The 26,800-nt window shown below is 52.5% G+C and carries 19 protein-coding genes and 2 pseudogenes; 7 read left to right on the forward strand and 14 right to left on the reverse strand.

The window, feature by feature from the left end:
- Positions 1–61: 61 nt before the first annotated feature.
- The 12 genes and pseudogenes from M3087_RS10045 to M3087_RS10100 all read right to left on the reverse strand — a co-directional run bounded on the left by M3087_RS10045 (position 62) and on the right by M3087_RS10100 (position 11,182).
- Positions 62–1,114: a cyclophilin-like fold protein gene (locus M3087_RS10045; protein WP_249095438.1), complete on the reverse strand. Its 1,053-nt coding sequence runs from the start codon at positions 1,112–1,114 to the stop codon at positions 62–64.
- A 362-nt stretch (positions 1,115–1,476) separates the two neighbouring features.
- Positions 1,477–1,893 carry an EamA family transporter gene (locus tag M3087_RS10050; protein ID WP_022384624.1) on the reverse strand — a complete coding sequence of 139 codons (417 nt, stop codon included), beginning with the start codon at positions 1,891–1,893 and terminating at the stop codon, positions 1,477–1,479.
- A gap of 308 nt (positions 1,894–2,201) precedes the next feature.
- Positions 2,202–3,068, reverse strand: coding sequence for an aldo/keto reductase (locus M3087_RS10055; RefSeq protein WP_249095441.1), 867 nt, complete (start codon positions 3,066–3,068; stop codon positions 2,202–2,204).
- Between the two features lie 2 nt (positions 3,069–3,070).
- A complete protein-coding gene (locus M3087_RS10060; RefSeq protein WP_249095443.1) occupies positions 3,071–3,643 on the reverse strand; it encodes a DapH/DapD/GlmU-related protein in 573 nt (190 codons plus the stop codon).
- Between the two features lie 23 nt (positions 3,644–3,666).
- The gene (locus M3087_RS10065) at positions 3,667–4,743 is read right to left on the reverse strand and encodes an MBL fold metallo-hydrolase (protein WP_249095445.1); all 1,077 of its coding nucleotides are present in this window, start codon (positions 4,741–4,743) and stop codon (positions 3,667–3,669) included.
- Between the two features lie 42 nt (positions 4,744–4,785).
- Positions 4,786–5,256 (reverse strand): cyclophilin-like fold protein, encoded by a 471-nt coding sequence (locus M3087_RS10070; RefSeq protein ID WP_249095447.1) that lies wholly within the window; start codon positions 5,254–5,256, stop codon positions 4,786–4,788.
- 22 nt (positions 5,257–5,278) lie between these two features.
- A pseudogene (locus M3087_RS10075) lies at positions 5,279–5,521 on the reverse strand (ferredoxin); the annotation flags it as partial.
- 181 nt (positions 5,522–5,702) lie between these two features.
- A complete protein-coding gene (locus M3087_RS10080) occupies positions 5,703–6,884 on the reverse strand; it encodes an iron-containing alcohol dehydrogenase (protein ID WP_249095449.1) in 1,182 nt (393 codons plus the stop codon).
- Positions 6,885–6,997: 113 nt separating this feature from the next.
- On the reverse strand, positions 6,998–7,570 hold the full coding sequence (locus tag M3087_RS10085) for a DapH/DapD/GlmU-related protein (RefSeq protein WP_249095452.1): 573 nt from the start codon (positions 7,568–7,570) through the stop codon (positions 6,998–7,000).
- A 32-nt stretch (positions 7,571–7,602) separates the two neighbouring features.
- Positions 7,603–8,892: an aldo/keto reductase gene (locus M3087_RS10090; protein WP_249095453.1), complete on the reverse strand. Its 1,290-nt coding sequence runs from the start codon at positions 8,890–8,892 to the stop codon at positions 7,603–7,605.
- 66 nt (positions 8,893–8,958) lie between these two features.
- Positions 8,959–9,465: a DUF6282 family protein gene (locus M3087_RS10095; protein WP_249095455.1), complete on the reverse strand. Its 507-nt coding sequence runs from the start codon at positions 9,463–9,465 to the stop codon at positions 8,959–8,961.
- 337 nt (positions 9,466–9,802) lie between these two features.
- Positions 9,803–11,182 carry a BACON domain-containing protein gene (locus M3087_RS10100; RefSeq protein WP_249095457.1) on the reverse strand — a complete coding sequence of 460 codons (1,380 nt, stop codon included), beginning with the start codon at positions 11,180–11,182 and terminating at the stop codon, positions 9,803–9,805.
- Positions 11,183–11,220: 38 nt separating this feature from the next.
- Between M3087_RS10100 and M3087_RS10105 the strand changes: the two are divergent.
- A pseudogene (locus M3087_RS10105) lies at positions 11,221–12,306 on the forward strand (transposase); the annotation flags it as partial.
- Between the two features lie 29 nt (positions 12,307–12,335).
- Here M3087_RS10105 and M3087_RS10110 read toward each other — a convergent pair.
- Together M3087_RS10110 and M3087_RS10115 are read right to left on the reverse strand one after the other, a co-directional pair.
- Positions 12,336–13,520, reverse strand: coding sequence for a FecR family protein (locus tag M3087_RS10110; RefSeq protein WP_249095461.1), 1,185 nt, complete (start codon positions 13,518–13,520; stop codon positions 12,336–12,338).
- 40 nt (positions 13,521–13,560) lie between these two features.
- Entirely contained in the window at positions 13,561–14,160 is a 600-nt protein-coding gene (locus tag M3087_RS10115) for a sigma-70 family RNA polymerase sigma factor (RefSeq protein WP_249095463.1), read from the reverse strand.
- Positions 14,161–14,895: 735 nt separating this feature from the next.
- On the opposite strand from M3087_RS10115, the gene M3087_RS10120 reads away from it, so the two are divergent.
- The 6 genes from M3087_RS10120 (at position 14,896) to M3087_RS10145 (ending at position 26,684) form a co-directional block, all read left to right on the forward strand.
- On the forward strand, positions 14,896–18,129 hold the full coding sequence (locus M3087_RS10120; protein ID WP_234395755.1) for a SusC/RagA family TonB-linked outer membrane protein: 3,234 nt from the start codon (positions 14,896–14,898) through the stop codon (positions 18,127–18,129).
- 22 nt (positions 18,130–18,151) lie between these two features.
- Positions 18,152–19,666 (forward strand): RagB/SusD family nutrient uptake outer membrane protein, encoded by a 1,515-nt coding sequence (locus M3087_RS10125; RefSeq protein ID WP_249095465.1) that lies wholly within the window; start codon positions 18,152–18,154, stop codon positions 19,664–19,666.
- Positions 19,667–19,668: 2 nt separating this feature from the next.
- The gene (locus tag M3087_RS10130) at positions 19,669–20,361 is read left to right on the forward strand and encodes a DUF4843 domain-containing protein (RefSeq protein WP_022384449.1); all 693 of its coding nucleotides are present in this window, start codon (positions 19,669–19,671) and stop codon (positions 20,359–20,361) included.
- A 4-nt stretch (positions 20,362–20,365) separates the two neighbouring features.
- Entirely contained in the window at positions 20,366–22,030 is a 1,665-nt protein-coding gene (locus M3087_RS10135) for a PKD-like family lipoprotein (protein ID WP_157948261.1), read from the forward strand.
- Positions 22,031–22,305: 275 nt separating this feature from the next.
- The gene (locus M3087_RS10140) at positions 22,306–24,600 is read left to right on the forward strand and encodes a zinc-dependent metalloprotease (protein ID WP_249095467.1); all 2,295 of its coding nucleotides are present in this window, start codon (positions 22,306–22,308) and stop codon (positions 24,598–24,600) included.
- Between the two features lie 14 nt (positions 24,601–24,614).
- Positions 24,615–26,684: a zinc-dependent metalloprotease gene (locus M3087_RS10145; RefSeq protein ID WP_249095468.1), complete on the forward strand. Its 2,070-nt coding sequence runs from the start codon at positions 24,615–24,617 to the stop codon at positions 26,682–26,684.
- Positions 26,685–26,800: the final 116 nt, after the last annotated feature.

Below are 26,800 nucleotides of genomic sequence, written 5' to 3' on the forward strand. Positions count from 1 at the left end.
TTCCCCACTGCATGACAGCAATCCGAACAGAAGCAATGTGGTTAATAGATATCGTATCATATTATTGCCTTTCAAATCTTACGTTTACACTCTCCGTTCCTTGCAACAGGCTGATGCCATCATCGTCGATATGTCCGATTTCGATGAGTGAACTACTCTCCGACCAATCACGGCAAAAGATAGCGACATTGCCCCACGGCTCATAGATAGTAATGTCTCCGACTGCCGGAGTACAACCGCGCGGCGTATCGTCAAGGCTGAGTTCCGGGTCGGGATAGAATATCTTTTCCGTGCCGTTATTATAGTCCTCTAATGTAACCTCCAACGGCAGGCGAGAAAGGAAGTCGCGCGCTGCACCGTTGTCCTCCATCGTAGCTGTGATAGTCTGTTCGCCCACGATAATGTTGATGTGTAAGGATGCGGCATCGGGTGTATCCGGCTCTTCACGGCTTGCGCCAAGACTCTCCAGCCATTGCGGAATACGTGTTCCCATACTGCCCAGCGTACTTGAAGTGAGCAACAAGGATTCCTCAAACACGGCATCGGGGACAAGCACTGCCGCATCCCTTTCGGAAGTGCCTATGCCGCTGCTTCCACTGCTGGCAAAGAGGGCGATATGTTTCCCAGCCAACAAATCGGCGTGGTTGTGCAGGAATGCCTGCATCGGTGTGGCAATATGGCTGTACCAGATGGGATAGCCGATGAACACGATGTCATACGCATCAAAACTTTCCACCGATGTGGTGATAGCAGGATAGTTTCCCTGTTCGATGGCATCCAGTTCCGCCTGCGCACGGTCGAGCATCGCATTGTAGTCTTCCTCGTATGGAGTTTCCGGCTCTACCACTATCATATCGCAATCCAATGTGGACTGGATGGTCTGCGCCATACGCTCGGTATTTCCTGTACGGGAGCAATAAAGTACAAGGTATCTGCCATTGCCTCCCTCCACATTTCCGCCTTCTTCGTTGTTTCCTTCATTACCTTCTTTCCCGTCGTCTTCTTCGGGAGTGGTCTGTTCCTGTTCGTCCGTGAGCGGATTGTCATCACTGCATGCCGATGAGAAAACAAGTGTTGTCAACAGCATCAATGGGATTAAAAATAACTTTTTCATACCTTCTTCCTTTTATTATTCTACTTTGCAAAGATACGACGGCACAAACCGAAACAGGATAGACATATCCTCTGCCTTTATACCAATTTCACTGAAAATACAAATGGCTTCAGAATACCGTTCAGCAAAGGTCAGACCTTAGGGTATCTCAAGTCCGACCTGAGGTAGGCTCGTATCCGGGCAGGGTGCAGGAGGGGTTGATGATGGGCGAATGGCAGGAAGAAAATTTGACATGGAAAAGAAAAATTGATACAGACTATCGTTTTACTTTTATCTAACCATTTACATAGGTCCCCATTATTTCTTTCTTATTGTTAGGGATGTACTTGCAGATGGAGCGGACTCTTCGATAAGCAACAGTTTCATTTCAGTAACATAATGATGCTTCCACAGGTTATCAACAATGCGCCGACCACAACCCGCAGGCTGACTTCCTCTTTCAGGAACAAGAACGACAGGCAGATGGTGATGACCACGCTTAGTTTGTCAATCGGCGCCACGCGCGACACGTCGCCCGTCTGCAACGCCTTGAAGTAGAACAGCCACGAAAGCCCCGTTGCCGCTCCACTCAACACGAGGAACAGCCACGAATGGCGCGGGATGTCCCTTATCTCGTCCACGTGCGAGCCGAATAAGACGATACCCCACGTAATAAAAAGTATCACCGTCGTACGTATGGCGGTCGCCAAATCCGAATTGATGTCCCTGACTCCCACCTTGGCGAAGATGGCGGTCAGCGCGGCGAAGAATGCCGAAAGCAGGGCGTAGTATTTCCACATAAATAAATCCTCCTTAATGATTAGGGCGATACAAAATTATCGCATCCGATAGAAAAGTAGAACGATAGTTTGTGGAAAGTTTGAAGATAAGAGAAAAGGGGACGTGACCTAATCAGTAATTTACCAAAGCTGGAATGCCTGTTTCTGCCATAGGCAAAGGATAAATGGTGCCATATTTTCAATATTTCTGCGAAGGTAGGGAAACATGGAGAGCGGGGGCAAGCGTTACCGGATGAAAACAGCGTGGAGACAGCCCTTATCAGCGCCGACAAGCACTGTCCCCGCCGTTTCTTTTCTATTCTTCGCCGTTACAGGCTCGTCAACACGGGATTTTCCAGATAGTTGAACAACCGATGCACCTCGCTCGGCTTGCGCGGGTCGAGCATCTGCGGACGGGCAAGGTCGAGCGATGCGAGCTGTTCGATATCCTCTACTGACAGCTCGAAGTCCCAAATGGCGAGGTTCTCTTCCATTCGGTTGCGATGGATGGATTTCGGAATGATGCTCACACCCCGCTGCACGTTCCAACGGAGGATGACTTGCGCCACTGTTTTGCCGTGCCGCTCGGCGATGCCTTTCAGCACGGGATTGGTGAACATCCCGTTCATCCCTTCGGCGAAAGGCGCCCACGCCTGCGGCACGATGCCGTACTCGCGCAAAATGGCAAGTTCCTCTTCCCGCTGGTAGAACGGATGCAGTTCCAGTTGGTTCACCATCGGCTTGACTTCAGCCGTATAGCAGAGGTCGATAATGCGGTCGCTCTGGAAGTTGCTCACGCCGATGGCTCGAATGCGCCTCTCCTTGTACAGTTCCTCCATTGCCCGCCACGCGCCGTAATAGTCGCCAAAAGGCATGTGGATGAGATATAAATCCAGATAATCGAAACCCAGATTATCGAGTGTCCGTTGGAAAGCAGCCTTTGTCTGTTCATACCCCATCTCGTTGATAAACGCTTTGGAGGTGACGAACAAATCCTCACGAAGCAGCCCCGATTTGCGGATGGCCGCGCCTACCGTCGTTTCGTTCTTATAGGAAGATGCCGTGTCTATCAGTCGGTAGCCCGTGGCAATGGCATCCGATACTGCCTGTTCGCAGACATTCAGGTCTGATACTTGGAACACGCCGAAGCCTTCCATCGGCATTTCCACTCCGTTGTGTAATTTGATGGTTTGCATAATCATTCCTCCACTGTTATTTTCTTGATAATCTTTGACGGGACACCACCGACCACCACATTCGCCGGCACATCTTTAGTCACAACCGCACCGGCTGCCACGACTGCATTGTCGCCGATGGTAACGCCTTGCAGGATCGTCGAGTTCGAGCCGACCCATACATTCTTGCCCAATACGATCGGAGCCGGATAAGTGTGCTTCCGGTCTTCCGCTGACAAGCCGTGGTTCAGCGTGGCGAACACGACATTGTGCCCTATCTGACATCCGTCGCCAATGACAACGCCGCCATGATCCTGAAAATGGCAGCAGGCATTGATAAAGACATTCTCCCCGACAGTGATATTCTTACCGAAATCCGTGTAGAATGGTGGAAAGACACGCAACGATGGAGGTACCTCGTAACCGAACAGTTCCGAAAGAAGCGCACGCACTTCCTCCGGAGTATGATAAGCTGCATTCAGCCGGAAAGTAATCTGGCGTGCGGCATCGCTCATCTCGTCCATAAAGCGATGAATGTTTTCCGTGTCCAACGGCTTGCCGGTTTTTACAAAGTCCCTGAATTCTTCAAGAGTCATAATTGTTTTTCCTTTCTTTTATGTTATTGTTCCAAGTTATGTTTTCCCAAATTTATGAGTCCTCCGATTACAATTGTCGCTATGTCCACTGAATCTTGCCTGAGTTGCTCTTCATTACGCAGTGGCTCATCCCAAGTATGTTTCGACAAGGCGAACTTGGAATGATGAACAGTGACAATATGCTGGGCTTTCAAATCTCTCGCCACCCGTGCCAATTCATCGGGCATGGTATGGATATATTTCCAGTCTCCGCTATATTGCCCGTTTTCCAGTATCGCCCAGTCTATGTCGGGATGCTGTGAGGCTATCCGGGCAAAATGAGTCCCATATCCTCCGTCTCCTCCGATGAATACGGACAAGGACGAGGTCTCAAGCAGGAACGATGCCCACAAGGTCTGGTTTGCTGTCAGTCCGCGTCCGGAAAAATGGCGCGTGGGCAGGCAATGTATCGTAACTCCCGATTCCGGTGCGGCCTTTTCTTCCCAGCCCAGTTCTATCAGCTGTTCTTTCCTGTATCCCCAATGCTCAAAATGCTCGCCCACACCCAACGGGCAGACCACTTTGCCAATCCTGTCTTTCAGAGCCTTTACCGTCCGGTAGTCCAAATGATCCCAATGGTCGTGCGTGATGACGAGATAGTCTATATCCGGCATGTCTTCGGGCTTGTAAATGTCAGTTCCGGAAAACGGTCTGTTGATGAACGGTACGGGGGATGCCGCATGGAACACGGGATCCACAAGGAACCGCTTTCCGTCCATCAGCAACAGGTAGGAGGAATGCCCAAACCATACCATCAGATTTTCCGTCCGTGGCAACTGTTTCAAGTCTGTCTTGACCGATGGTACAGGTTTCTCCGGATATAAACCACTCCTGTCGGAAACGACAAACTCCCACAACGCCTGCCAACGGCTCTTCTTTCCGGTCATCATGGCTGTAGGCTGGAGATTTCGGAACTGACCGCCTTGGTAGTTGGGAGAGCGTCTGATGCGCTCCAGCCTTTCACCGGAAGGCAATTTACCGAATGACGGTTGACGGAGAAAGGCAAATATGCCAATGACCGCCACCGCCAAGATGCACACGATTATACCTCCTACGACCATACACCTCTTCCTTTTCATATCCGATAAAGCAATTGGCAGGGATTATTCCAGTGACAGGGTTACGGAGATTTTTCCGGCACCGCCGAGCAAGTCCCGCATTTCCTTGCGGGTCGAAACTCCGTCAATCTTGCCGATGCGCGTGAAGTTCCACGAATTGGTGTCATAGTAAATAACAAGGTTGTTCCCTAAATAAAGGATGATGTCGCCCGGTCCTGTCGTAGTCTGCCGGTCATTTCTCGGCAGGCTGATGCCGAGCGAACCCACCTTTTCCATATCACCGTAGTCGTTCATTTCCACGGTGATGTTTCTTTTGGCAAGATGCTCTTTCAGTACCTGTGCGGAAGAATTGTCCTCCAATGTGGCAGTAAATGTCTTCCCACCCTCTACGGTCAGTTTAATAGTGTTGCTTTCCATATTCGTCTTATTTTGATTGTCCGTTGTTTTTAACTGCGCCTGAGCTGCAGGAGTAAAGACCGACAGCATCAGGCATATCATCATGATCAGCTTCCTCATAAACAAGTCCTCTTTTATAACGTCAGTCCAGCCTTACCAGTTCGTATTGTTGACTGCCAAGCCCTATCTGTTCGGCATAATCAAGCGTGTGCATTCCCTGACGAGAGTCGATGCGTTCTATCAGATGGATTTTGCCGTGGTCTTCCGATGAACGTACGAGGTCAGTGCAGGCCTTGTCGAGCACAACCGGATCGAGCGAGGCAAGGATGCCGATGTCACCCATCTGCGGGTCGGCAGGCGAGGAATCACAGTCTACGGAAAGGTTGCAGCCATCTGTTGCTTGGCACACATGCCCGGTTGTGTTTCCTTGCCTGCCCCACCGCATGACAGCAATCCGAACAGAAGCAATGCGGTTAATAGATATCGTATCATATTGAACTCTTCTATCGTCCTACTTATTGACTTTCAATATTCTGTATCACCTGTTCCGTCTTGCGTCCCGAAAGTTATTTATAGGATTCCTTATAGACATTCACAATGTCCTCGTCCGTCATCTGCACACGGTCGCTGGTGAACATCACGCCCATCACCTCGCGGGTGTTGCGCATCAGCGTCTCGAACTCGTCGGGCGTGATGCCGTAGTCGGACATCTTCAAGTCTGCCACGCCGCAAGCCTCCTGCAAGCGGGTGAGGGCGGTGAGGAAGTCTTCGGGCTTCGTGGCTTCAGGCATCCCCATCGCTTGTGCCATGCGGATGAAACGGTCATCACAGGCGTGGTGCTCGATGAAGTATTTGTAATACGCCTTGCTAACCATAATCAGACCTGCGCCGTGGGGCAGTGCCGGATGGTAGGCGGAAAGCGCGTGTTCAAGAGCGTGTTCGCTGGTAATGAGCGTGAGGCACATCACTACACCGGACAGAGTATTGCCGAAAGCCACATGGGTCCGCGCTTCCATATCCTTGCCGTTCTTCACGGCGCGGGGTAGATACTTGGCGAGGTTCTCAATAGCGGTCAGGGCATACATGTCGCTCATCAGGTTCGCACCACGGGCAATGTAACCTTCCGTACTGTGAAACAAGGCATCGAAACCTTGGTAGGCGGTGAATGTCGGCGGCACGCTTGCCATCAGTTCCGGGTCCACGATGGAAAGGACGGGGTACAGAGAGTTGTCGCCTACAAAGGCTTTCTCGAAGGTATCTTCTTTGGTGATGACACCCGAATTATCCGTTTCCGAACCTGTTCCGGCGGTAGTGGTGATGGCAATGATGGGCAGCGGCTTCACGGCAATCGGTTGTCCTTTGCCAGAGCCGATGGGCACGTAGTCCCACAGTTCGCCGTCGTTGGTAGCCATTACCGCAATGGCTTTTGTGCAGTCCATTACGCTTCCGCCACCCAACGCCACGAGGAAGTCGCAGCCGTTCTCGCGGGCAACTTTTGCTCCGGCATTGACATTGCCTACGGTAGGATTGGGCATCACGCCGTCGAACAAGAAAGTCTCCACGCCTGCCTTGTGCAATTGTTCTTCCGTGAGCGACAGATAACCGTTGGCACGAGTCGATTTACCGTTGGAGATGACGATGAGGGCACGTTTGCCCGGCATCGGTTGCTCACTCAGTTTGTCCAGCATCCCTGCCCCGAACATCACGCGGGTAGGAACGTACATGTCGTAAGTAAGATTCGTTTTCATTGTTCTTTTTATGTCTTTTGATTCTGACGCAAAGGTAGTACAGGACGGATGAAATGCCCGTAACGATAACTCGGAGGTGTGTACCCGTATCACTGAAAATAGGACGTTGCCATTCATTCCTCCACTGTTATTTTCTTGATAATCTTTGCCGGGACACCACCGACCACCACATTAGCCGGTACATCTTTAGTCACAACCGCACCGGCTGCCACGACTGCATTGTCGCCGATGGTCACGCCTTGCAGGATCGTCGAGTTCGAGCCGACCCATACATTCTTGCCTAATACGATCGGAGCCGGATAAGTATGCTTCCGGTCTTCCGGTGACAAGCCATGGTTCAGCGTGGCGAACACGACATTGTGCCCTATCTGACATCCGTCGCCAATGACAACGCCGCCATGATCCTGAAAATGGCAGCAGGCATTGATAAAGACATTCTCCCCGATAGTGATGTTCTTACCGAAATCCGTGTAGAATGGTGGAAAGACACGCAACGATGAAGGTACCTCGTAACCGAACAGTTCCGAAAGAAGCGCACGCACTTCCTCCGGGGTGTGATAAGCTGCATTCAGTCGGAAAGTAATCTGGCGTGCGGCATCGCTCATCTCGTCCATAAACTGATGTATCCCTTCGGTGTCAAGACCACGGCCGGTCTTTACATGGTCTTTGAATTCATTGATTGTCATACTATCTTAATAATTGATTTAGAATTACCTTGTTATTTCCCCATTGTCTCCTTCACCCTTGCCAGGAGGTTAGGAATGTCCAAATGCTGCGGACACTTCGCCAGACACTCGCCACAGGCGACGCACGAAGATGCAGGGTCGCCGCGCTGCACGGGCGACATCGAGACGGTGTAGTCCGCCATCGCCCTTTCTTTATTTTTGTGCAGGATATAGTTGTTGTACACGTAGGCGAAGATGTAGCCGATGGCGACATTGTGCGGACAGGGGATGCACTGGTAACAGCCCGTGCAGTCGATGTGCCCCGGCGCATGACGGTAGGCGTAGATAGCCGCACCCAATGCCTCGCGCTCGGCAGGGGTAAGCATGTTGGGGCGAGCTTTGGCTGCATACTTCAGGTTCTCTTCCACATCCGCCATACTGCCCATGCCGCTCACCGCCACACTGACTTCAGGAATGTCCCACAGGTAATCCAACGCCCACTCGGTGTCAGGCTTGTGGATGCCCGTGGAGGCAAGTGCGTCACGCATCGGCTGTGGCAGGTTAGCGAGGAATCCCGTGCGGACGGGCTTCATCACCGCCAGTCCCATACCGTTGGCGGCAGCATACTTCGGACCGAGCACGCCAGCCTCGTATTCATAGTCCAGGTAGTTGTGCTGGATGAGGCAGAAGTCCCAGGCAGGCGTGTATTCCACCACCCGCTTGAAGAGTTGCAGGCTGTCGTGGAAGGAGAAGCCCATGAAGCGTATCTTGTCCTGCGCCTTCAGCCGCTCCATCTTTTCGATGAGCTTGTAGGGCAGCACGTAGTCCTTCCACGCGCGGTGCATGATCATGTGGATGTGGTAGAAGTCGATGACATCCGTGCCGATGGTGCGGCGCGACTGGTCGAAGAACTTCTCGAAGTCGTCTGCTGACTGCATCTCCCACCACGGCATCTTGGACGTGACATACACCCGGTCGCGCCAACCACCTGCAAGGGCTTTGCCTACCGCCTGTTCGCTCTCTCCGCCGAGATAGACGCGCCCCGTATCGATGTAGTTCACGCCGCCTTCAATGGCACGGCGTACCATCGGCGTAGTCTGGTCGAAATCCACGTGTCCGTTCTTCATCGGCAGACGCAGCATCCCGAATCCCAATGCCGACACATTCACTCCCGTGCGCCCCATCGGGCGGTACTGCATCTGCGGATTGTAGTTGAGGATGTCTTTCGACAACTGTTCCCTCGCCATTTGCTTTTCGGCTTCCTGCGCGATGGCTTTCGGACCGCTCATCGCTCCTACGGCTGCGGCAAGAAGTCCGCTTTTGATAAAATCACGTCTGTCCATATTCTTACTTTTTATTTATCCAAACCTATCAGCCATGCCGGATTACTGCGTACAAGCAAGTCTATGTCACTTTGGGAAACTCCGGCAGATAGCAATTTCAAGATACAATCCTTCGTGTCTGTATTGGTAGGCGGCATCCAATGTCGGCATCCAGATGCAGCGGCACAATCCTCCGCTCGTCTCGACCGCCTTTTGCGCTGCAAACGCATTCACCCTGTCGCCATGCACCCGGTTCATGCAGAAACTGCCGAAGCACTCCGCACCCGGCAATGCCTGACGGATGATATACGCCCGATCGTGACAACTGAAGTCGTTGGACTTGAACATCACGGCACGGTAACCGGCAGCCATCGCATCTTTCATAAAGCCATATTCATCCACCGACCGCTCCCGCGAGTCAGGGTGGCAATGCAAATGGATGTCGCACACGCCTTCCAATAAATCATCATTGGTAAACCTGTTTCCATTCTTCTGGTCTTGCAACAGATTCATCGCCCGTCCCGGTATTGCCGTGGAAGCAAGCAATGCTCCTCCCGTCACAACGGAAGTCTTGATAAAGTCCCTTCTGTTCATTTGATTATCCGTATTCATAACGCTTCTTTTGTTGGTACAAAAATAACGGCATAGGATGTAAAAGAATATAACAATTTCACGGAAGATTGTAACGGTTTTACGGATTCTGAGAATAGAGCCGCCGCTCTAACAAATAAGATACTCTGATTATGCCACATCGGCGCTTCCAACGTGGCAACTTCCATGTTAGCCTCCGCCAACACTTCAGTTTGGTGCAGTAAACATAAGCGTTGGATAGACCAAAGACAAGCGTTTGATGAATCAAAGGCTTATGTTCCCTTCATCAAACACTTGTCTTTTTCATTTCATGTCATGCAGACAGAGTTCCAAGAGAGAGCTAGCTGAGCCAATCAGTCCAATCAATCTTATCATTCTCGTTTACATCCACAGTATATTCCTTTCCCTTATATTCATAGGTAAAACGACAAGTCACAGGAGCGTAAATACCGACGTAACCGATAGTAGAAGTATAGCTAACTGTTTGATAAGGTCCTACAACGTCCTGAAAAGGATGCAAAGCTCCGAAACCTCCATGTCCATCAATCAATTGCAGACTCTTCAAAATGACAGTTTCAGAACTTTTGTTCACAAAATCCCAATTAAACTGACTACCTTGAAGAATCCACCCACCATTGTTTATAGTGCTTCCACCAGTATAACGAGCCAATATAAAATCGGTGATATCCTTGACAGAGACCGTACACTGACAAGTATGCTTGCCATCCAATGTAGTAGCTGTAATATTCGCCGTTCCCCGGGAAAGAGCTGTGATCCTTCCGGAAGCATCTACACTTGCCACTGATGGATCAGAACTCTCCCAACGTATGTCCTGGTCCGTCCGGTTAGTCAATGTCAATTGGTGGCTGTTATCTATTATCAACTGAAGAGTAGAAGAATCAAAAAGCATACTGCAATGCTGCTTCACCGTAACAACCTCTGATACTTCTGTGGAAGCATCGGAAAACACTATTTCCGTTTGCCTGTCATAACCTTCATATTGAAGGGCAACAATGAATGTATGGCTGCCGTCAACCAATGCGCGTGTAGCAGGTGCTTCGGTAATCCAATAATCGCTGATTTGAACCTTATAATTCACATTCGAACGCAGATTCACTGTAAAGGTTCCACCTGACTCATCAAATTCAAACTCTTTCGTCTCCACAACAAGTGCGTTCTTCTGACTTTGAACAATACGAACTTCCTCAGACAATTCACTATTCGCATCAAACAAACGTAATGTAGCAGAACGGTCATCATAGCTCTTATTTTCTGCTACATGCAAGTTTATGGTATGAGTAGAAAGACCACGGGTTTGAGCCTTGACCTCCGAAATCCAGTCAACATTCGGCATATCTATGGAATACTCAAAGTTACTGCTGACTTCAATCTTAATATCCTGCTCGGAATTATCCAATTGGAACTCTCTCGCTGTCAGAGTCAATATTCCTTCACCTGCCTGATAAATTGTGACTGTCTCACGTTTTTCACCACTTTTGATGGTTATGGTTCCTTCACGTTTCTCATAGTCTTGACTGGCATCAATCTGAAACTTAAGATGAGTAGAAGTCAAAGCACGGCTGGAAGGAGTATTGTCCAGATGAATCCAGCTTTGAGACTTTTCATCAATCAATACTTCATAATCAATATTGGACTTAACCTCTACATCCACATTTCCCCCTTCAAAAGGGACTTCGAAACGATCAGCTGTCAGAGTCAAAGCATCAAGTTGCTTTTGATTTACGAATACATTTTGGCAAGATTAATTTCCTTCAGATGGGACGGTACGGACAGTTCTCCGAACAAACATACCGAAACACATTCACGAAAGGCAACTTTGACTGGTTTGACTTCAATCAGCATCTTGCCAAGAAGGTCTGTACGGGCTCATTTCTGGCACTTGCCGTTGACCCGAGCTACATTCCGAAGTCGGGGAAGAAGACCCCGTAGTTTAGGAAGTTCTGGTCAGGGGCTGCAGGAGAGACCAAGAAGGGTCTGGAGCTGACGGGCATAGGCCTGATGGATGTCGACAACCACGAGTGTATGACTCTTGGCTCCTTCCAGACACCGGACTCCATAACACTTGAGGATATGGACTACAACCTGATTGATTGGTATCGGGAGCAACTGATTTCAAGGAAAGACAGGCTGCTTCCCATCACCAAAACCATTGTTGCAGATGCGTTCTTCTCCAAGGAAACATTTGTCCAGCCTTTGGTAAAGGAGGAGTTCAATGTCGTCAGCCGTTTGAAGAACGACGCCGTGCTGTTCTACCCTACAACAGAGTCTCCGACAGGAAAACGGGGTCGCCCGAAACTGTATGACGGGAAGGTGGATTTTGCCAACCTTGACACCTCGCGGTGCGAGGAAATCCCCGTAGACAACGGAAGACTCTTCGGCCTTAGAGCCTACTCCAAGAGCCTCAAAGGCTACGTAAAAATAGCAGTATGGTATCCTCTTGAGGGCAGGACCGACAGGTGGCAAATATACTTCAGTACGGATGTCTCCATGAGTACTAAAGATGTAATCAACTGCTATAGAGTACGTTTCCAGCTGGAGTTCTGCTTCCGCGATGCGAAGTCCTTTGCAGGGCTGACCAATTGTCAGGCGAGAGACCTCCGGCGATTGGAGTTCCACTTCAACGCATCTTTCTCCGCAATCAACCTTGCGAAGGTGGCCTGCAAGGAACTGGGAAGGCCATTCTCGGTGTCCTCCTGCAAGTCCATGATTCACAACGCCTATATGCTTGAGCGATTTATTTGCGTGTCCGGTATGAAACCAGACCCGCATATTATTGACAAACTTTTCAAAGAACTGGTTTTATTTACTGCCAGAACCGCTTAGCTCCGGCTATTTATTAACGAACTATTGTATTATTGAGCTTTCGATAAATAAACGTTCCGTCCCTCTATGCGGCAGTGCAAATCCGTGGTCAGCTGCAAGGCTTCCAAGAATGGAAGTATACTCTCATAGCGTTTCACACTTCCCGTATAGGGTATGTCTGCCAGCGACGCATCTTCGTACACCACGTCGATGTTGTACCAACGCTCGAACGTCTGCATGATGTCACGAAGCTTCTTGTCTCGGAATGTATAGACTCCATCGACCCAACCTACATATTCTTCCAGATTGACCTCACGCTTTTCCGCATGCGTCCCCGAGAATACGGCCTGTTGGCCCGGAGCAAGAAACATCCTGTCATCCGTTGAAGGCAGATTGACTGCCACCCGGCCCTCCACAAGCGTGGTGTAGCACACGGTGTCCTCAGGATAGACATTGACATTGAAACGTGTCCCAAGCACTTCGATGTCGCCCATTCGCGTCTGCACGATAAATGGATGCGACTCGTCCGACACCACATCGAAGAAGGCTTCACCTTCCAGGAAGACCACACGTTGCGTGCCGACGAACACTTCCGGATAAATGAGCTTCGACTCGGCATTCAGCCTCACGCGTGTGCCGTCGGAAAGGAGCAATGTGTTTTCTGCCCCGCTGGGAATGACAAACTGGTTGTAGGACTCGACTTGCTGGCGGTCAAGGCGGCCAAGGGCCGACTGCGCAGCGGCTTGATATGACAAGCAACCATCCTCGTAGCTCACGGTGACGTCGCCGTCCGACAAGCTCAAATCCCCCGGATTGCCTTTTCCGATTTCCACTTCACGGCCGTCAGCCAAGACAAGCGTTCCCCTCGACTGGCCGGGGTCAAGCGCCCCTGCAAGGGAAAGTCCCTCCACGTCTGACTGCACGGGCCACAAAGCCCACGAAACAACACCCAGCACAGCGACCGCTGCCACCCCCGCCACATAGCGGAATACACGACGGTACGCGCCGGACTGCCGTACGCCAACCTGCTGTGCAAAGCGTTCGAAAGCCTGTTCGCCCGAAACGGGAGAACGACCGAACACTTTTTGAAGCCGTTCCGGTTGTCCCAATTCCTCAAAGCGCTTCCTCACCTCAGGTTCTTGCAGTAACCCGTAGGCCTTCTCCTCTTCTTCACTATTGGCCTCTCCTGTCACATACTTCTTTAATATGGATGCATCATTCAACAAGTTTCGCATAAGCTATATATATAAGGTGGTTGGTACTCCTGCTATAACTTTATATTTTGTCTCCACCACCCATCAGCATGCAAAACAGCACGAAGGAGATTTTCGACAGATGCTCGCTCAGAAACTTGTAACTCCGCTGCTTCTGTGTCTTCACAGTGTTCAAGCTCACGTGCATGATGTCGGCAATCTCGTTCCAAGTGTGTCCCTTCAGCCGCAGACGGATGATGCGCGACTGGCTCTCGGGCAACTGGTCGACATAGAAATGAAGTTGCCTGATCAGCTCCTCCTGCAAGGCCAAGGCATAGAGTTCGTCCGAATCGTCCCAAGCCTCAGGCTGTTCCATGTTCGACAGGATGGTATGGTGAATACGATTGTTTCGCATGTATATCAGCGTATTGTTATAGCAGGCCCGATAGAGGTAATTGACCAACTCGTCCTGACTGGCAAACTGACGTTTGCTGTTCCAGATAGCCAAGAAGACATCCTGCACGAGGTCTTCCACCTCGTCGCTCATGTCGTCAAGCATCCTGGACACATAAGAACACAAGGCCGCATAATAATGACGATACATCACTTTCCAATGCTGTATGTTCTGTCGGTTGATTCCTCTGATGAACGCATCTCCTGTATCGTTCTCTCTGCTGGCCATAATTGCGTAAATCAATGATGTTTTCTCGCCAAAGATATGCATTTATTTTTTTCCATCTCCATACGTCCAAAGTATTTTTGTACTTTTTTCTATACTAAAAGCCGCCGACGACCGTATACGTCCCGTCTGAAAGCGTCAGAAGCTTTCAGAGCATCCTGAAGTCAGGATGAAACCACACCGCGGATGATGATAAATATTGCATACATCCCTCCAGTCTCCAAATGCCGCATTTGTCTCCGAAAGAAGACGGCTACGCGCAGCCTCCATTCCGCCCGAGCACCGAAAAGTATCCGCCCGACCACGGATAGGAGTCCGTCCGAGAGCCGAAAGGAGTCCGTCCCTCCACCGAAACCAGCAAGCAGCCCCTCCAAGCTAACCAACTGGTATTCAAACCTTCCGTCCCCAATAGCCGGGCATCCGGAAAACCATTCCGGCAATAAGCCGTCAAGGAAGCCTCCAGAGAACGACATGAATGAAAAAAGAAGACATTCCGCCTTCCGGACCTCCCAACTGAAAAAAATATGCTTAAACTTGTCACCCTTTTGGGGCTTTTATGTATAATAAGGGTAAAGCATAGCTAAAAATAGAGAATCGTAACATATTTATTCATTTAAATTCTAACTTATGAGAGGAAAAAGACTACTATTCCTACTTTGGGGAATGTGTTTCATGTCCTTGCATGTATGGGCCGACCTGCCGGACCGCGACGTGACACTACGCCTGAACAATGTGTCGATGGAAAAGTTTCTGGATGAACTGAAAGAGCAAACTTCCATCAACATCCTTTACAACGCACAAATGTTTAAAGAGACACCGGCTGTGACCGTAAATGCCAAGGACGAGCCTTGGCAGAAAGTGTTGCAGAAAGTGCTCCGCCCGCTGGGATTCGAGTATGCAGTCAAGAATGACATCGTCGTCATCCGCCCCATTGCGAAAGAAGAGGGAAAAACCGAAGAAAAGGTCATCAAAGGCTCCGTGGTGGACACAGACGGACTGCCGCTGGCCGGAGCCACCATCACCATCAAGCACGAAGACGGCACGTCGACCTATGCGCGTGCTGACATGGACGGCAACTTCCAAGTCGCAGCCGTGGGCGACGAGACATCACTGACGGCCTCATTCCTTGGTTATAAACTCCTGGAGCTGAAAGCCAACGCGAAAGGCGACAACTACAACTTCCGCTTGGAATCAGACTCGCAATACTTGGAAGAAGTCGTCGTGACCGGTATCTTCGACCGTAAGAAAGAAGGCTTCACGGGATCAGCCGTGACACTGAAAGGCGACGACCTGAAGAAATACAGCGCGACAAACATAGCCAAAGCATTGTCAGCCGTGGCACCGGGATTCCGCATCGTGGAAAACATCGACCTGGGTTCAAACCCCAACGGATTGCCCGAAATGAGCCTGCGCGGCCAGGCCAACATGGACTTGGGCAACGCCACGACATCCAACGAATTCCTGTCCGTACAAGGTGAATACGAGACTTATCCGAACCAGCCGCTCATCATCCTCGACGGCTTCGAGACGACCACGCAGAAGATGGTCGACCTCGACCCCGAACGCGTGGCCTCCGTCACACTGCTGAAGGACGCCGCAGCAACGGCCATCTACGGTTCGCGAGCAGCCAACGGCGTGATTGTCATCGAGACCAAGACTCCCAAAGCCGGACGCCTGTGGGTGACCTACGGCGGAGAGTTGCGCGTGGAGACGCCCGACCTGACCGACTACAACCTGATGAATGCCGAAGAAAAGCTGGCTACGGAATGGGCCGCCGGCATGTACACAGCTTCCGGCATCACGGCTGAAAAGCTGGAACTCTACCAACGCAAACTGCACGAAGTGAAACGCGGCGTGAACACCTACTGGCTCGACAAGCCGCTGCGCACCGCATTCCAGCAGCGCCACACCTTGACGCTCGAAGGTGGCGACCAAGCCCTGCGCTACTCCATCTACGCAGGCTACAACATGTCGCCGGGCGTGATGAAGGACAGCAAGCGCGACGTGTTTACAGGTGAATTCAACATCCAATACCGTTTCAAGAAATTCCTGCTGAAGAACCGCCTGACGCTCGACAACTCGACAGCCGACGAATCGCCCTGGGGCAGCTTCAGCCAATACACCCGGCTCAATCCTTACCTCCGCGCCTATGATGAAAACGGAGAAATCCCTCAATATCTGGATGATTTTTCAAACCTGAACGTCGGCCAGGCCAACTACCCCAACCCGATGTACAACACGACGTTCAAGACCAAAGACCGGAGCACGAACCTGTCGTTCACCGAGCTGTTCAGTGCAGAGTGGAACCCAAATGCAGACTGGCGCATTGTGGGCAACTTCTCACTGACCAAAAGTTCAGGCAACCGCGACGTGTTCCGCCCGGCCCAGCACACAGCCTTTGCCAACATCACAGACCCGGCACTGAAGGGTGACTATGCACGCACAGAAAGCTCCTCGCTCAACTGGCAAGTGGACTTGACTGCGAGCTACAACAAACTGATAAACAACATCCACTACATCACAGGAAACACACGTTTCACCATGCAGGAGACCACCAGCGAGAGCTACGCAGCCCATGTGACAGGTTTCCCCAACGAAAACATGGATGAAATCCTCTTCGGCAGCCGCTATGATGAGAAGATGGAAGGCTTGGAAAGCACCAGCCGCCTGCTGAGCTGGGTGGCAGCCATGGGCTATTCTTACAAATATAAATACTCCATCGACTTCAATATCCGTCTGGACGGCTCGTCGCAGTTCGGTACAAACAACCGCTGGGCGCCCTTCTGGTCAGCCGGTCTCCGCTGGGACTTGAAGAAAGAAAACTTCCTGAAAGACGTCGACTTCCTCTCCGACCTCGTGTTGCGCGGCACATACGGTATCACGGGTTCACAGGGATTTGACCCCTACCAGGCACACTTGTATTACAGCTACAGCAACCTGCTGAAGCCTTACTACTCATCCGACGTCACCGGTGCTGAAATCTACGCCATGCCCAACGAAGACTTGAAATGGCAGGAGACACGCAACCTGAACCTGGCATTGGAAATGGGATTCCTGGACGGACGTCTGACCGGACGCATCGAATGGTACCGCAAGATTACCAACAACATGCTCACGTCCATCACCCTAGCCCCCTCGCTCGGATTCAACACCTATCCGGCCAACCTAGGAAAGATCGAAAACCAAGGCATCGAATTCAGCCTTTCGGCCATCCCTTACCAAGACCGTGCCAATCAGGCTTATTGGACCATCACTGTCAATGGTTCGCGCAATAAGGATAAACTGCTGAAAATCTCTGAAGCCATGCGCCACATGAACGAAGTGAACAATGCCAACCAAGACGACACGCCTCTCTCCCGCTACGTCGAAGGCGAATCGCTCAACCGCATTTGGGTGGTCCGCTCGCTGGGTATAGACCCGTCGACCGGTCTGGAAATCTTCCAGAAACGCAATGGCGACATGACAGGCGAATACGACCCTGTGGACATCGTCCCCATCGGCAACACCGAGCCTGACTGGCAAGGATTCATCAACTCATCCTTCACCTATCGCGGCTGGGGCGCCGACGTCAGCTTCCAATACAGGTTTGGAGGGCAAGTCTACAACCAGACGTTGCTCGACAAAGTAGAAAATGCTTCGCTGGTTTACAACGTTGACCGCCGCGTGATGGACCTGAGGTGGCAAAAGCCGGGCGACCGTTCACGCTTCAAGACGCTGAACTATCTGGCCAGCGACACGAAAGCCTCTTCACGCTTCATCATGGACGAGAACGTGTTCCAGTGGAGTTCACTTTCGCTCTACTATCGCATGGACCCTCAAAACGCTCCGTTCATAAGCAAACTGAGCCTGAGTTCGGCTAAAGTCTCCTTCAACATGGAAGACTTGTTCTACTTGTCGACCGTGAAGCGCGAACGCGGATTGGACTATCCCTATGCACGCACTTTCACGTTCTCTCTGAATCTGACTTTCTAACAACCCCACTATCAATCACATTATGAAAAAGACATACCTATACATATTGGCCGGTCTGCTGACCTTCTCTTCCTGCAACGACTGGCTGGATGTGGACCCGAAGACATCCATTCCGGCAGACAAAGAATTTGAGACGGAATATGGCTTCAAGGACGCCCTGACGGGTATTTACCTGAAATTGACCGACACGGAGCTTTATGCCCGCAATCTGACTTACGGCTATCTGGACGAACTGGCCGGCATCTACGAAGACCACTCCCTATCAAACGATGCAGACCGAACGGACATCTACGACTACACGGACGAAGCCGAAAGCCGCATCAACGGCATCTACGTGAAGATGTATAACACCATTGCCAATGTCAACAATCTGCTGACCAACCTGGAGGAACATCGCAACGTGCTGACTACACCCCTCTACTACGAGACCATGAAGGGCGAAGCGCTTGGCCTGCGTGCCTTCCTGCACTTCGACCTGCTCCGCCTCTATGGACCTATCTTCAGCGAGAACCCCAATGGGGAAGCCATCCCTTACCGCACGACGTTCGACAACGAGGCCACGCCCGTGTTGTCCGCCTCGGATGTCGTGGAAAAGATTCTGGCTGACCTGACGGAAGCACATGACTTGTTGGCCGACAACGACCCGTGCGACTTCTTCACCGACCGCACATCAGAAGAGTTTTCCGACAAAAACATGTTCCTCGTCGACCGCCAGTTCCGCATGAACCTCTACGCAGTGAAAGCCATGCTGGCACGGGTTTATAGCTACAAAGGCGATGCCGAAAGCCGCCGCCTGGCCGTGCAATACGCCCAGGAAGTCATCGATGCGACCGACTACTTCACGCTCTACACCACACAAGACGTCAACACCTACAACTCTATCCGCTACCGCGAACAGGTGTTCGGCATCAGCGTGTATGACTTGGATAACATCCTGGAGAACAACAACATGAGCATGGCATCCGAACCAAGTATCCAATACCGTTACGTCACGCCACGGGCCAACTTCCAGGCCTTCTATGACCTCAACAGCGGAGGCGACACAGACTGGCGCTCACACGGTTTCGCCTTCAACAGTGTAGAGACCTACGAAGGCATGTTCATGTATTGCCTCAAGTACAACCAGGCGAACCTGTCGACCAATGCCGACGGAGCCGATGCCATCCCCCTCATCCGTTTGCCGGAGATGTATTACATCATCGCAGAATGCGCCGACGATCCGCAGACCAGTGCCGACGCCCTCAATGAAGTGCGCTTCGCACGAGGCATCTCTTACGAAGATGAAATCAACACCGTCGACTATGACCGTCCCTATGCCGCAGGCGAAGACCCGTCGCTCAGCAAGCGCGTGAACCTCATCATGCACGAGTTGCGCAAAGAGTATTTTGCCGAAGGCCAACTGTTCTTCTACCTGAAGGCCCATCACTTCACCACCTTCGATGGTTGCCTCTTCGAAAACGGCATGCAAACAGAGCACTACCAATGGGTATTGCCTGAAGACGAAATCATATTTGGTAACAACAATAAACAGCAATAATCATGAAAAAGCTACTATATCTCTTGTGCTTCGTTTGGGCAGGTTCCTTCCTTACCGGGTGTTCGGAAGAGGAAATTGCCCTCTACGGCCAGGAAATGGCCATCACATTCAGCTCGGCCACCACACTCAACTACACATTTACGGATGAACACTATCTGAACGGCACCACGTCGCTCGAACTGAACTTCTACGCCCAGCTGCAAGGCGGACTGGTGGATGCCAACCGCACATTCTGCCTCAAGACAGAGCCCCGCGAAGGCTACTCGGAGTTGCCGGTCCTCCAACTGGAGAATCCCTACACCTACAGTGAGACCGACACCATCATCCAAGTCTATCCGCTGGTCGCACAACGCCCGGAAAAACCTTCGACGACACAGAGCTGTCTGCTGACGTTCGACTATGCGAACCCCGCTCACCAGTTTATCAAAGGACGTGTCGACATCTCGACCCTCACCGTCAACGTCACTTACAAGATCAAGCCTTCAACCTGGCGCGACGAAGCCTGGGGGACATACAGCGATGCTAAATACATGTTCATGATGGACGTGCTCGACAAGACCTACAGCTCCATGATGGACTACGAACTGCCCACTGTCGTCGATGCCTACGAAGCCTACAAGGCCGAAGGCGGAGATCCCATCTACGACGATAACAATGAAGAAATCACATTTCCCGAAACCAACGTAAATGCATAGTCCTATGAGAAAAACCATAAAAAGCCTCTGCGGCATGCTCACGCTTGCATTGGCATTCACGGCCTGCTATGACGATGAAGGCAACTATTCCTATCACGACATCAACGAAGTGGGCATCGTCATCCCTGAAACCGCGGTGAGAGTGCCGCGTGAAGGAGAAGTCACCGTGGTCATCACCCCGGCACTGTCGCAAACGATAGGTGCCAATGAAGAAAACCTCACCTTCCAGTGGTATAAAGGCCCGCAGTCGGCCACACGCATCTGCGAAAGCTCACCCGAGGAAGTGGCCAACGACCCCGACCGTCACAAGTCGGAACTCCATCGCTACAGCACTGACAAAAGCTGCACGCTGACCATTACGCCCTCTGACATCGAGTCCATCAAGCTCCTGCTCGAAGTGACCGACCAACGCGAAGGGACGAAATGGTATGCCGAGCGCATCGTGAACCTCGTCCTGCCCTTCAGCAGCACTTGGTTCGTCCTCCAGGAACAGGATGGGAAAGGTGTGCTTGGAGCTGCTGACGGAGAAGGCGAACTGGCCACTATCTTCCCCGACGTGTATGCCAGCGAATTCGGCACAACCTTCCCCTTGGAAGGAAAACCCCTGTCCATCGACGCCCAGCACAACTACGGCATCGGTTCGTGGAACTACACGATGGGCATCATGGCACCCTCGCCCATAGCCGTGCTCCACATCATGACCGACAGCGACCTGCAACTCGTCCGTCCCTCCACGCTCGAGACCACATACAACGGCAGACAGATGCTCCTGGGAGCCGACACGGGACAACCGCTCGCTTTGGAAACTTACGCCTATGGCAACTACGGCGAAGTGGCCGTAGCCCAAGGCAAGACGTGGCATTCGCTCATCGACGGATATGCCGTCTACTATACGGTGCGCAATCCGGAAGGCGAACAGCTCGAATCCAAGCAGTGGGCGGAATATGGAAGCAACTGGGTGACTTTCGATGAAAAGAAACATCGCTTCCTCTCTTATGTCTACAACTCCTCGGACGGCATGATGACCAGCTACACGAGCACACGGCCCATGAGAGCATACGGCCGTGCCTGGAGCGATGCCATCCCCAAGACGGCTTCCGTCCCCCAATCCGGCGAGCCGTCCCTGACCGACGTGTTTGACGCCAACGGACCGGAACTGGCTTCCATCGAAGTGCTCGACTTCGTCAGCACGGGAACATGGGCCTATGCCATCGCTACGGGTGGAACGTCCCCGCTCACGCTCTATGAGTTTTCATCATCCGCTGCGGAACCGACTTGTTCCGGACTCTACGAACTGAGCTTGCCTAACGGCGCACAAGCAGCAGACTGCCACTTTGCCGCATCTTGGGGCTTCGGACATATCCTGTTCATGGCCACCGGCAACAAAGTCTACAAAATAGACCTCAACCGCAACAATCCGGCCGTAAGCCTCATCTACGAATACACGGACGACGCAGCTGCCACGGCTGTGGCTCTCAAGTTCAAGGATATGGACAACAGCACTTATTTCCACGACCTCGGCGTGGCCTTCAACCGCGCTGACGGCACAGGCACAGTGGTCGAGCTGCGGCTGACGCAAGCTGGCGACGTAAACCGCGAAGAAGGCAGCACGTTCGAATACACCGGCTTCGGCACCATCGTCGATCTTGCATTCAACCATGCCGAGTGACGGCATGTGACATTCCTCCGGAAACATGCGTGAGCAGGTTCCTTCCCGGCACAGCCCGTGCGGAAAAGCCTGCACACGCTTTCTTTCCTTGAGATAAGCACTCACGCACAAGGCATTCTGTCGCATAAGATATGTAATCAGTCATGCAAAACATTGCAACTGGTAATACAAGACCTTGCAATAGGTAATACAACATATTGCAATAGGCAGTGCAAGACTTTGCAACAGGCAATGCATACAACGCGACTACTTCAAGCTTCATTCAAAAACTCATTATGAAAAAACTACTATTTACCTTGCTGGCCGTCGGATACGCCTGGGTTCTCCCGGCACAAGAAGGTCTCTTCGGCATGGAACGCAAAGGCGAGACCATCCATTGGTCCATCCCCGACTCCCTGCTGGGACGCGACTTGATGCTCACGACCACCGTGCTGAAAGCCCCGGCCCGCACGACGCCGGACTATACAAAGAAATATGGCCACCCGGGCGACCTCTTCGGGCCTATCATATTGCGTTTCCGCAAGGTGGACGGTGAAATGTGGGTGACCGACCCGCTCTACGACCGCCATCTGCCGGCCACGAGCGACGATCCCATCGTGAACATCGCACGCCTGCGCGGCGACGAACGCCTGTATGACACCCTGCCCATCGTCTCCGAATCCGACGGACAGACGACCATCGACGTGAGCCGCTGGCTGAAAAGCAACCAACTCTTGGGACTGAAACCCGTAGCCTTCGAACTGGAACTGGGCACGGAAGACGCCTCACGCACACAGCTCAAGGACGTCAAAGCCCTCCCTCACTGTATGCTCATACGCAAAAGGCTGACCTATCGCCCGCTCCCGTTCATGACTCCCGGACGCAAAGCCAGCACGAGTGAAAGCGAATGGGAAGTCGGCATCTGCCTGTCGTTGCTCCCCAAGCATCCTATGCCCGTGCGTCCGTCGGGGATGCCCTACTTCGGCATCACGCAGCAGGAGTACCAAACGAATCCCCTACGGGCCTCATCACGCAGTCTGATGAAGCGCTGGCGCTTGGAACTGACCCCGGAAGACAGTGTCCGCTACTTCCAAGGCGAACTCGTCGAACCCATACATCCCATAGTGGTCTATGTCGACCGCCACACTCCAGCCCGCTGGCTACCGTGCATCATGGCCTCGATAGACGCCTGGCAGGAAGCATTCGAACAAGCAGGCTTCAAGAACGCCATCCGCGCGGTGAAAGAGCCGACGGACGACCCGAACTTCTACAACTATGACAACAGCCACGCCTACATCTCCTGGAAACCGTCAGGGCAATCCAATGCCTACGGCCCTACTCCTTGCCTGGCCAGCACGGGCGAAGTGAAAGCCTGTCACATAGGCATCTTCAGTTCCGTTCCCGACCTGTTGCAGCTCTGGTATTTCACCCAATGCGGCGCGGCAGACCCGCAGGCTTGGGACGTGGAGCTGCCCCAATCCGTCATGGACGAACTGATGAAGCTGGTCTTCACGCACGAAATCGGCCATTCACTGGGACTGGAACACAACTTCTTCGGCAGCAGCCTCCATTCGCTGGATGAATTGCGTGACAACGATTTCCTCTCCCGACACGGCATGGGGTCGTCCATCATGGACTACATGCGCTGCAACTATGCGCTGCGCCCCGGCGACCGGACCGACCTGCGCAACCGCATCGCCCGCATCGGCGAATACGACCGTTGGGCCATCGAATACGGCTACCGCATTTTCCCCGGAAAGACGGAAGAAGAGCAGGAACGCAACCGCCAGGCATGGCTCAAACAGACAGCCGGCGAACTGCAACACCGGTTTCTCGGGAGCAACGACGTACGCGCCCAGTCGGAGGACTTGGGTGACGACCACGTGGCCTTCAACACACAGGGCGTGGAGAACCTGAAATACTTGTGCTCCCAGCCTGCGGCCTGGGATAGCCCCGACATACAGTCACTGCACGTCCGCCAGAGACGTTATCAATACATGATTACGATGCTGACAGAATGGACCAAACAAGTGCTCATGCACCTGGGCGGATACACACAGGACGAAGCCGGAAAGGGCATCGTGTGGGAAAAGGCAGACTACAACCGGAAGGTCATCGACTATCTGCAATCCTATGTGCTCACTCCGCCGGAATGGCTCTTTGATGCCCAGCTGGTCAACCGGTTGGAACTCGACCGGACGACACTGGCCCGCAACTTTTATGACAAGATGATGCCGTGGGTCACCGACCGTTTTGCCGACATAAGCCGCGCACAATGCGCCGGCACGGAAGGCCTTCTCACGCTCGAAGAATATGTCAGTTCCCTGCATGCCGCTCTTTTCTCCGAGTGGCAACAACCTGCCACCCCCGTCAGCGATCTGAAATTTGAAGCCCAGCGGGCTTATATTGACCAGTTGGCAAACTACCTGCAACGCAGTTCGAACCATTCGAGCCACGTGCTTGCCCTAGTCACTGCGGAATGTGCACGCCTGCTACAGGAGGCTGAAGCCTACGCCGGCCAAACACCTCCGGGCAAAGACCGGGGACAAGCCCTGGAACTCATCGAAAAACTACAAGCTATCGCAAACTAACACACTGACACATTATGCTCAAACATTGGTTGTTATACTACCTATGCCTATGTCCTCTGTTCCTCTGCGCACAAACTCCGCAGGCTACCCCCAGCGGACAAACAAAAGACTTCTTTCATCAGGAAGGAATGAAAAAGGTGGACGGCATCTTGCCAGTCTATCAACACAAAGGAAAAGTCTATCTGGAATTTCCCCGCTCCGTGTGGGGACGCGAAGTGCTCATCTCGGCACAAATCGACCGCGGTTTCGACTTGGTGAACCGTCCGGCGAAGAGCTTGGGCGTGGTGCGGGTGAAAGTCGACGACAACAAGCAGGTGACACTGGCACAACCGTCCTACGCCGACCGTATGCCGGAGGCTTTCAAGGAAGCCGTCATCGAAGCGAACGAACAAACCTATCCGGCAGAAGCTGTCTCTCCGAAAGGAGGCATCGTCATCGACGTGACCAAGCTCCTGTCGACCGGCAGCGAATGGTTCTCTTACAGCTACACTCCCATCCGCGGGCTGGACGCACAACATGCTTCCGTGACCGGAGCGTCAGCCTTTGCCGACGGCGTCTGCTTCCACATCCAGCGTCGGCACGGCTACTCTCCGGAACGTGCCAATGTGTCCAGTGCCATCACCATGTTGCCTGAAGGTTCCATGCCCTTGTGGCTCTCCTGCACGGTGAGTGTGTTGCCGGCTGACGACATGTCCGTCCGCCTGATGGAGAAAGACTATGGATTCCAGAGCCTCACCTTTGGCGACCACATGCAAGACCCCTACATGAAGGTGACCGACTCCCTCATGATTCGCTGGCGGATGGAAGTGTCCCCGGCCGACAAACAGAAATATGCCAAAGGGGAGAACGTGCGCCCGCTCCGACCGCTGACCTTGTGTGTCGACCGCCATTTCCCCAAGCGATTCCGTCCGGCAGTCCGGGAGGCTGTTGCGGCTTGGAACAACGCATTCCTCCGAGCTGGTTTCCGCGACGCGCTGCAACTCAAAGAACTGGCCGAAAACGACAACCCGGCAACCTGCCAAGCCTTGCTTTCCTATGATCTGGGGACATCGGACGTGGAACGTTCCTACATCTGCCATCCGCGTACCGGAGAAATCCTATCCTGCCGCATCAATGTGGGACACGGCTGCACAGCCGCCCTGCTGGATGACTATTGGTGGCAGGAAGACGTCGCCCGCAACGATTCGTCAACGGCGGTCGAATTGCTGAAAGGCGAACTGCTCTGTGCCATCGGCGACATGCTGGGAATGCGCCCTTCATCACCTGACCCCCTGTTTCTGAAATCTTCCTGCACGCTGGACGAATCCTCTGCTTGGGATGCAGCCACAGGCTATCGCGTATTCCCCGACGCCAAAAACTGCTATGAAGACAGAGACCAGCTACGCCAATGGAGAAAGGAAAACCGCCCGAAAACGGATTCCAAAGCCAACCTCCTCAACCTGTACGCCGGAAAACTGCAACACCTGCAAAAGCAATTCCGCAAACTTGACAAGACACAGCCTGCCGACTACAGAACACTCTACAAAAACGGAATGCAACTCTACGGACGCTATGTGAACGAAATAGCCCGGTACGTCGGAAGCGACCAGCCCGAAACCATGCAACAAGAGGCCATGAACCTGCTGACGGAGTACTTCTTCGAAGGCAGCACACGGTTCGACAACCCCTACATCAGGGCGCATACGACAGAAAACAGGCACACTCTCCTGTCATCGCCTGCGACGGACGTATTCACCCACCTGCTCTCACAAGAGACTGTCGCGACGCTGCAACGCGCCGAGTGGTATGCCGGAAAGAAGGACAAGGGACTCACAGCCCAACGTTTCTTCCAATCGCTTTATACCTCGCTCTTCGGCAACTTCGAGCCCGACCGGGACTTCACCTACGAGCAGCTCGACCTGATGCTCTCCTGCATGGAGGCATGGAAAAACGCCCTGAACGCCGATGAGAAATCGGGCAACACGACAGGCAAAGTGCGGCTCGAAACCGAATGGAAGCATGTCAAGAGCCAACTGGAAAAACTGGCAGAAAGCCACCCCAATCCCTCGATGCGCTCACTCTTCGCTTGGATGTCACGCCGTTGAGCAGAAATACCGGAAGAAATCGAGTAGGAGGAAAACGAAGTGATTTTCTTCCTACTTTCGTTTTCCGACCTCTCCCACCACCACGCATGCGGTTCCGCACGTGGCGGTTCTTTATT

It is taken from the genome of Mediterranea sp. ET5 (assembly GCF_023337025.1).
In the GTDB taxonomy this organism is placed as follows: Bacteria; Bacteroidota; Bacteroidia; order Bacteroidales; family Bacteroidaceae; genus Phocaeicola_A.